The 7,816-nt window shown below is 54.5% G+C and carries 3 protein-coding genes; all 3 read right to left on the reverse strand.

Annotated elements, in window-relative coordinates; genetic code table 11:
- Nucleotides 1-327 precede the first annotated feature (327 nt).
- Nucleotides 328-915 carry a hypothetical protein gene (locus BIS10_RS15855; protein WP_253506568.1) on the reverse strand — a complete coding sequence of 196 codons (588 nt, stop codon included), beginning with the start codon at nucleotides 913-915 and terminating at the stop codon, nucleotides 328-330.
- A gap of 11 nt (nucleotides 916-926) precedes the next feature.
- Nucleotides 927-6,053: a DUF4347 domain-containing protein gene (locus tag BIS10_RS15860; RefSeq protein WP_253506570.1), complete on the reverse strand. Its 5,127-nt coding sequence runs from the start codon at nucleotides 6,051-6,053 to the stop codon at nucleotides 927-929.
- Nucleotides 6,054-6,536: 483 nt separating this feature from the next.
- Nucleotides 6,537-7,816 (reverse strand): LTA synthase family protein (locus BIS10_RS15865; protein ID WP_253506573.1); only part of this gene is annotated, 1,280 nt, incomplete at its 5' end.

A 7,816-nucleotide genomic window follows, 5' to 3' on the forward strand; every position in this document is an offset into this window, starting at 1 on the left:
CGCTGAGCCGATAAAGCCAGCACCGCCTGTAATCAAGATGTTCATCTTAGCTCCAACAAAAGAGGACCAAGCCATACACCGGTGATAAGCATCCGAACCAAACGCTATACAGGACGCACCCATATAGAGTCATATCACCGCCCATAAATTGTGGCGGCAACGATACCAGAAAACCCACCAAAGCGGCATGCCAGGTTTTAGCGCGCTCCAGCAAAGCATTTCACTTGAACGCTAATACCTGATAAGCCACTACCCCGTTTAAGAAAAACCCCGGTAAAAACCGGGGTTAAAACGTACAGACAAACATACAACTAACGTCAGCGTGTGCTACCCCCACAACCCATCATCAGCAGCCACTATCACACGCCCTTCATGTACACCATAAGCAAGATAGTGTAACAACGGATTTATCTCAGCAGCAGCGACCCCAGGGTTTGCATTCAAATAGGCGCCCGTATCAAACCATGCCGATGGCAAACGCCCTTCTGCACCGCCATAAACCAAATAATGGTCGTAGGCGTTAACATAGATACCTTGCTCAATGGCTCTATCCACGCCCTCGTTTTGTTCGCGATACCACGCCTCATCAAAGAGCGCATTTGGATCACGCGCTTCTCTATGACCCCACCGCAAGTAATGCTGAAAACCACTCACGTAGTCACCACGTTCAACGGCAGCCGCCACATCAGGGTTTTGAGCTAAATAGAATGCTTCATCAAAACCATTCAACTCTCCAGAGCGCCCCTCATCTCGGCCATATTTTAAATAATGTGCATAGCCACTGGCATAATCTCCTTGCGCAACAGCTGCCGCCACATCCAGGTTATTTCCCAGGTAGCTCGCCTCATCAAAACCCAATACCGATTTTCGCTCAGGGGCATTTACCAGTACGACCTGATCATCAAAACGCAACAACTCAACACTTCTCAACGTATCAGTGCCCAACGCACCAGCAGAAACCACAAGGCTACCGTCATCGGCATAGCGTAATTCAGCATCGGCAGCGTCAAGCGTAAAACGTGCAACATCAACGCCACTACCGCCATTGAGAACATCGTCCCCTTCACCACCAAATATCGATCGTAGCCTGCTTCTCCAAAAATCAGGTCATCGCCGCCTTTCGAGCCAACCAAATCGCGCCCCCCACCCGCGTGCAACTCATCGTCATCCTCCCCAAGCACAATCATTTGTGAGGCATCATCTGCCACAATCACGTTAGCCCCAGCCCCGCCGGTAATCATGGTTTCACCAATGATGCTGGCAAAATCAATGTTATCAAGCTGGAGCCTATTACCCTGTGGCAATGAGCGAGCATCAATGACAAACGCCTCTTGATAGCTACTGCTACCGTTACCAATCCCGGTAATTTGAATAGGCGTACTGACGGAACTGCTGCCGCTATCGCTGATCACCAAGGTACGAATATCTAACAAGGTGCCGTCAGGCCGGTTGGTAAGCCATTGGCTCGCCACGCCGGTTTGCTCATTGAGGTTGGTTGGCTGCTGAGCATCTATGCTGTTGATTAAATCACCCAGCGCCAGGAGTGGGTCTACTGCAGTGCGGGCGCCCTGGTTCACCAAGCTAACCCCGCCCGGCAGCGTTGCAGTCACCTCGTTGGCGTTGCCACTGTTTTCAACCAGCTTGGCGGTTCCCGGATCACGGCCTGTATTACTAATGGTCTCTCTTACTGAAGGGCGACCTGAAGGCGTATTCGGCTGCGGCTCTGACGGCGTCACCTGAATGGGCGGAGTTGTAGGCTCAGGCTCGGGAGTAGGAGTAGGAGTAGGAGTAGGACGAGAAGGTGGTGTTTCGTTGACATCGGTCACGTCAATGGTCATCGCCTGAGAAGCACTCTTAGTGCCATCGTCAACGTCTACAACTACCTCGTACTGATTATCCTGGTCTTGGTCGTTAGGTGCCTCAAAATCAGGCGCCGCCTTAAAGCTCAGCGCCCCGCTGTTGGCATCTAGCGTGAACAAAGCCATATCGGCACCGCCGGTGAGGCTATATGTTAGCGCATCGCCATCCGCATCGGTGGCGGCCAGCGTTGTCACCGCCGTGGTGTTTTCCGCCACACTCACAGTGTTTGAGCTGGTAAAGGCTGGGGTGTCGTTGACAGGCGATATCGTCACCGTCGCCGCAATATTCAGTGTCGCGCTATCAGTGCCATTATTTGCCGTGCCGCCGCTATCGGTAATGCCGGTAAGGGTCACCACACGCGAAGTACCGGGGTTGTCACTGCTTGAGGCATAAGCCATGCCGTCAATCACGGTTTGCGCCTGCGCCGTCGTCATGGTGCCGCCGGTGAGTGTGATGGTCGCAAGCCCCTGAACGACCGACACAGTATAGGCCAGCCCGCTGCTGCCAGTGGTCGTCCCAGTTGCTCCATTAGTCAGGGCAATGGCCGTACCGTCCACTGTGATGCTGTCGCCAGCCGCGGCATTGGTCACGCTAAAAGTCATGCCCGTAATATTCTGGCCGCTTTCGACCGTCCCGATCGTCACGCCAGAGAACAGATCAACCGCCGAACCGTTCTCGGTAAAGGTGGGGGAGCCACCGGTAGCCATCGCCGTCGGCGCATCGTTCACGCCCACCACATTGACCGTGACCCCGGCCGGGCTGGAGGTAAAACCGCCCGACGCATCAGTTACCGTCACCTCTAATGTCCGCGCCCCCGGCGTCGGTTCATCCGCGTTGCTGTTGCTGTACTGGATCGCCGCCAGAAGGCTCTCGACCCGCGCCAAAGTAGCGTCGGCATTGAAATTGATGACCAGATCATTGCCTGCGGTAATATTGTTGACCAGCGTACCAATAACAACGTTATCGACACTGACATTCGACCCGTCAAGCGTAACAGCCCCGGTCGCAAGTCCCAGGATATCCTGCGCCGAATTGCCGCCATCGGTGATACGGGCGGTCACATTGCCGCCATCAAAATTGGCATTGTCGCTATCGGTAATGGTCGCCGCCGTTCCAGCATCAATCAAAACCGCATTGCCGCCTTCGGTATAAGTGACACTATCCCCATCCAGATTGCCGATGACCGGGGCAAAGACGACCTCCACGCTGCTGGTGGCAGCCGTACTGGTGGCATCACCATCATGAACCGCAAAGCTGACCGTGCGCGTGCCCGTAACTGGCGATGCCTCACCATTGCTGAAGGTCACGGAACGCAGGGCCGCCTCCCACTGCGCAACTGTCGCGGTCGATCCTGCGGAGGTCAGCGACAAAACACCTGTCGTAACATTAAAGGATGCAGTGATGTTGCCATGCTGGGCTGGATCGTTGGTAAAGGCCAGAATGTCTTGACCTGTGGCAAAACCGCCCGTAATCGAAACAGTCGCCGAGGCAAGCGTGGTATTGTCCACATCCGATACCGTCAGGCCGTTATCGATCACAATCCCGGTACCGCTTCCGGCCGAGAAATTGACGGTATTACCGCCATTGGTCAGTTCCGGTGCATCATTCACTCCCGCCACCGCCACGGTGGCCGCAACATTCAGGGTCACACTATTGGTGCCACCATTGGCCGTGCCGCCGCTATCAGTAATGCCGGTAAGGGTCACCACACGGCTCAAAGTACCGAGATTCTCACTGCTTGACGAATAGGTCATGCCGTCAATCACGGCTTGCGCCTGCACCGTCGTCATGGTGCCGCCAGTGATCGTGATTGTTGCCACGCCGCCCGTAACCGACACGGTGTAGTCCAACCCGTTGTCAGCGGTATGATCGGACCCGTTCTCCAGGGTAATCTGCGTACCATCACATGTGATGATGTCACCAGCTTCGGCATTGGTCACAGTAAAGGTCATGCCCGAAATCGTCTGACCGCTTTCAACCGTGCTGATCGTCACACCGGAAAACAGATCTACCGCCGACCCGCCCTCGGTATAGGTCGGGGTGCCACCGGTGGCCGTCGCCGTCGGCGCATCATTGCCCCCCGCCACCGAAACGGTTTTGGTGGCGGTATTGGAATTGTCCGTCCCGTCACTCACCGTGATCGAAATCGTGCGGTTGGCGGTACTCGGGTTGTCCGATTCATTGGAAAAGGTGATGGACCGGATTGCCGCCTGATACTGCGCTGCCGAGGCAGTCCCTGTAAGCGTCAGCTCACCGGTTGCACTGTTGTAACTGCCGGTAATGCCGTTCTGGTTGGTAAAGGAAAGGGTGTCCTGACCGGCCTGGAAACCGTCGCTGATCGTGATCGTTGCGCCGTTCATATCGGCCGTATCGACATCAGAAAGGGTAAAGCTGCCATCGATAACAACCGCACCACCATCTTCGGTAAAGGCCGTGGTGCCCCCTGATGCAGTTACGACCGGCGCATCATTCACTGGCGTCGCGGTCAGCGTAATGGTGCCATCCGCCGGGCCGGTGTTTGCTGCGTCACGGATACGGGTTGTGATCGTCACATCCTGATCCCAGTTAGCCGCGGGCGTAAACGCCACCGACGCCAAGGCCGCATTCACATCCGTCACCGACCCGGTCACGTTCCAGATGCCTGTGCCTGCATTATAGGTCGATGTCGCGGACCCGAAAGTGCCGGTCGTCAGCCCCCCCGCCAACGCATTGTTCAGCGTCAGGGTCGCGGTAATCGTATCGTCGGTATCCACATCCGTCACAACGATATCATTAAGCGCAGCACTGCCGCCGTTCTCGGTAAAGGAACCCGACGACTGCGTCAGATTGGTCGCCGTTGGCGCGTCGTTAACAGCCGTAATATCAATATTCACATTGGCAATACTGGAATCCACCGTGCCATCATTCGCTTTTATCGTTAACGTCGCGGCATTATCACCACTGGCGTTATTCGCGCCGGTGTATTGAATATTGGTGGTAGTGTCCAAATAGGTATTAATATTCGCGGCGGTACCAGAAAGTGTCAGAGCCTCGGTGCCAGAGCCGCTCACGGTCACACTACCACCCGAGGAGGCGGTTAATGTGCCTTCGGATGCGGTAAGGGTAACTGTAAGGCTATCCCCATCATTATCCGCAAAGGCCACTCCAGACAAATCAACATTGGAAGCGGTATCTTCAGTAACTACTATATCTGAAGGTGCGCCAGTGATAGTCGGGGCGTTATTGGCAGGAGCTGCATCAGCCTGAACCACCTGGAAAATCAAATCATTACTGCCAACTACCGAGCCGTCATAAACGATCGACCCACCCGCGTATTGTTCGTCCGTATACACCAAGCCTATCGTATCCGCAGGAGAGAACACAAAAGAATAAACTGAACCACTCGTCAGATTAACCGTCGTTGACAACGCGACAGTGGCATAGGTGTAATCAGAGTACGATGTTACTGTATTGCCAAATGAGGAGCCCGTTTGCGTTGCGAGAATCGCACCACCGGTTCCACTTCCGGCATACACAGTCAAAGTCCAGTCAGAACCATTGTCAGTATCTGTATTCGCTACATGAATTTCTTTCAAAATACCCGTTTTTGTCGCCGTGAATGTCTGCCCAAGCGTCGCCTCACCCAAGAATGTCTGCGCATAAGCAGCGGCACCATTAGTCCCTATTGTTTCGTCAGCCAGCACACTGGAATAACTCTCGCTCCATAACACGGCTGTTTCGACACTCCCAGCCGTCCTTTCCAACTCCCAATCCCCACCAAGACTCGCCGCACCTGTCAAATCATCCGATGCCGCCACATCCGCTTGGGTGGCTTGGGCTAAGGAAGCAATAAATTCTTGCCCTTCACCGCTGGCGACAGAGCAACCGTATAGCAGTAAATCACCGCCTTCATTTAACGCCGCGCCCAGTTGGGCTAACTCAGCCGCACGGGTATTAATAGCATTCGCATCGAGAGTAAAGTTACCTAGGCGGACCTCCCCTTCCGAACCGTGGCTGATGATATGGATGGCGTCGTAACCGCTGTGGGTTTGCGCCCATTGCGCCATCTGCTCCAGGCCGTCGCGGGAAGGATCCAGGGTGACGACCTCAGCCCCTTCGGGAGCGCCGTCAACCAAGGTTTGCCAATCAGCAATACCTGTATCGATGAAAATGACTGCCTTGACGTTAACGCGCTGTAAAAGATCGCCTGCCATGTATGCCCGCTCCCCACCTAAGATTATCTCTCACAATGAGAGAACCACCCCACCCCATACATCGGCAGCAACCTTGTGATAGGCGCGTTTGGCCGAGCGTATTTTTTGCATTATTGCTCAGTCTTTTTTACTGCGCCACTCATCAAATTGAATTAAATAGTGCTAGATTTTAAAGAGAGTCAATAATATTTTTATGACTTGTAAAGAGCCTGCAACCTCTGCAGTAGCGGTCACCGCACCTGCATAAATTACCGCGCCTGATCAACGAGGGCCTGACGATTTTCTGCTTAGGATATAAACGGCTTACCGTCATGCATTAGCCGCTGCCCGGCCACACACGACAAAGGCTAGCCGCAACCTCGTCATCACCCAGCATTGCCATCTGAAGCTTCCTATGCGTTATAGGCTGCTTCATAGCGATGAAATACTAGGTGCTGATACCATTAAGCTATTTGCTCATCAGTAAAAACAACACTGTTTTAGTTAAGGCTCCAGCGCCAAGCGTTGCCGAGCTAATGCGTCCAATAACTGCTGCCGCCTCCCGCTCTCTAACCCTTCGTTATTAACGAAGTAGCTATCATCACCCATTACTTTGATCGTACCCTTACCTTCAGGACAGTAAACGTTCACCCTATCGCGTTGGTCACCCCGCGCATGCATCATGCAGCGCGGTTCGGATGCAACCACATCCAACCCATCCCGCAGCGGCCCATGCAGGCAAACACGCTCACCCTGTTGGCGCAGCAGCGTAGGCATGATATCGGCCTGATGAAAAGGCAACGTTACCTTACCCGGCTCTACACCTCGGCCTAGCATAAACCCCGGAATACGAGACACCGCCCCCAACCCAAAACGCGCCTGCTCCTCGGCAGTGACAAACGTCATCGCCCGGTGGTCGCTGACCACTACCAAGGTCCCCTCTTCCAAGAAGCCACTCGTAGCCAGTTGATCAATAAACTCACCTGCCGCCTTATCCATATAACGGAATACCGCCTCTTCGCTACGCTCCCCGGAGTAAGGGTGCACATAAGGGTGGTGAGAACTGACATTCTCAATCACTGTTAAGCTCGCAGCATGGTCTTGCCGCAGGCGAGTAATATGCGCCAATGCGCTGGAATACAACACATCATCCGGCACAGCGCCAAAGTGGCCACGTTCAACACCATCAAACGCCGGAGCATCGTGCCCCCACAGCGCCTCAAACCCCAGCTGGGACAACCACTCCCCCTTGCGGGTGTATGCCAAATTGCCAGAAGTCATAAACGTAGTCTGATACCCCTGCTTTCCTAATTGAGCAGGCAGAGAATCCTCAATACCCCAAGCCCCCTCAAATGCACCCTGCTGGTGCGCTGGCAGAATCGGCAACACCACATCGCGGCCGGTTAATAAAGAAAACAAACCCTCGTTAGTATTAAAGCCACCGGCATACAGCGTCTCGAATTGACGGCCCTGAGCTGCCCATGCATCCAACCTTGGCGTCCAATCATTCACGCCCAGCCACGCCTGGCTATGGTAGGTAGACCAGGACTCCAGCACTAACATCACCACATGGTCACGCTGATCACGCCCCGCCCAACACTGCTCTGGCGGGCGCTCGGCCAATAACCGCTCCTGAGTTGCATGGCTATAAGGGGCAGCCAAGCCCGTCGGCCAATTGGCCTGCACCACATTTTTCAATGCCCACTCATGCACATAACCAGGCGGTGTATAGGCCCACGCGCCACCCCCCAGGCCCGCCAGCGCGATACCGCACAGAACAATGC

The organism is Halomonas sp. 707B3 (assembly GCF_024158645.1).
Taxonomy (GTDB): domain Bacteria; phylum Pseudomonadota; class Gammaproteobacteria; order Pseudomonadales; family Halomonadaceae; genus Vreelandella; species Vreelandella lionensis.